The sequence below is a fragment of the Streptomyces sp. BE303 genome (genome assembly GCF_036290945.1).
GTDB lineage: Bacteria > Actinomycetota > Actinomycetes > Streptomycetales > Streptomycetaceae > Kitasatospora.
On record NZ_JAQYWZ010000398.1, the window covers coordinates 1 to 303 of the forward strand.

At 72.6% G+C, this 303-nt stretch carries 1 protein-coding gene; it reads left to right on the plus strand.

Annotated features, from left to right (window positions below):
- Window positions 1-303 (plus strand): acyltransferase domain-containing protein (locus PUR56_RS06915; protein ID WP_329948261.1); only part of this gene is annotated, 303 nt, incomplete at both ends.

Below are 303 nucleotides of genomic sequence, written 5' to 3' on the forward strand. Positions count from 1 at the left end.
GTTCGCGGTGGAGGTGGCGTTGCATGCGCTGCTGTCGCACTGGGGTGTGCGGGCGGACGTGCTGGTGGGGCACTCGATCGGTGAGGTTGCCGCCGCGCATGTGGCCGGGGTGCTGTCGCTCGGCGATGCGGCGGCGCTGGACGCGGCGCGTGGCAGGTTGATGCAGGCCCTTCCCGCGGGTGGGGCGATGCTCGCGGTGGGTGCTTCCGAGGCGGAGGTGCTGGCGGCGTTCCCGGATGTGGACGTTGCGGTGGTGAACGGCCCTGGGGCCGTGGTGGTCGCGGGCCTGGAAGCCGAGATCGA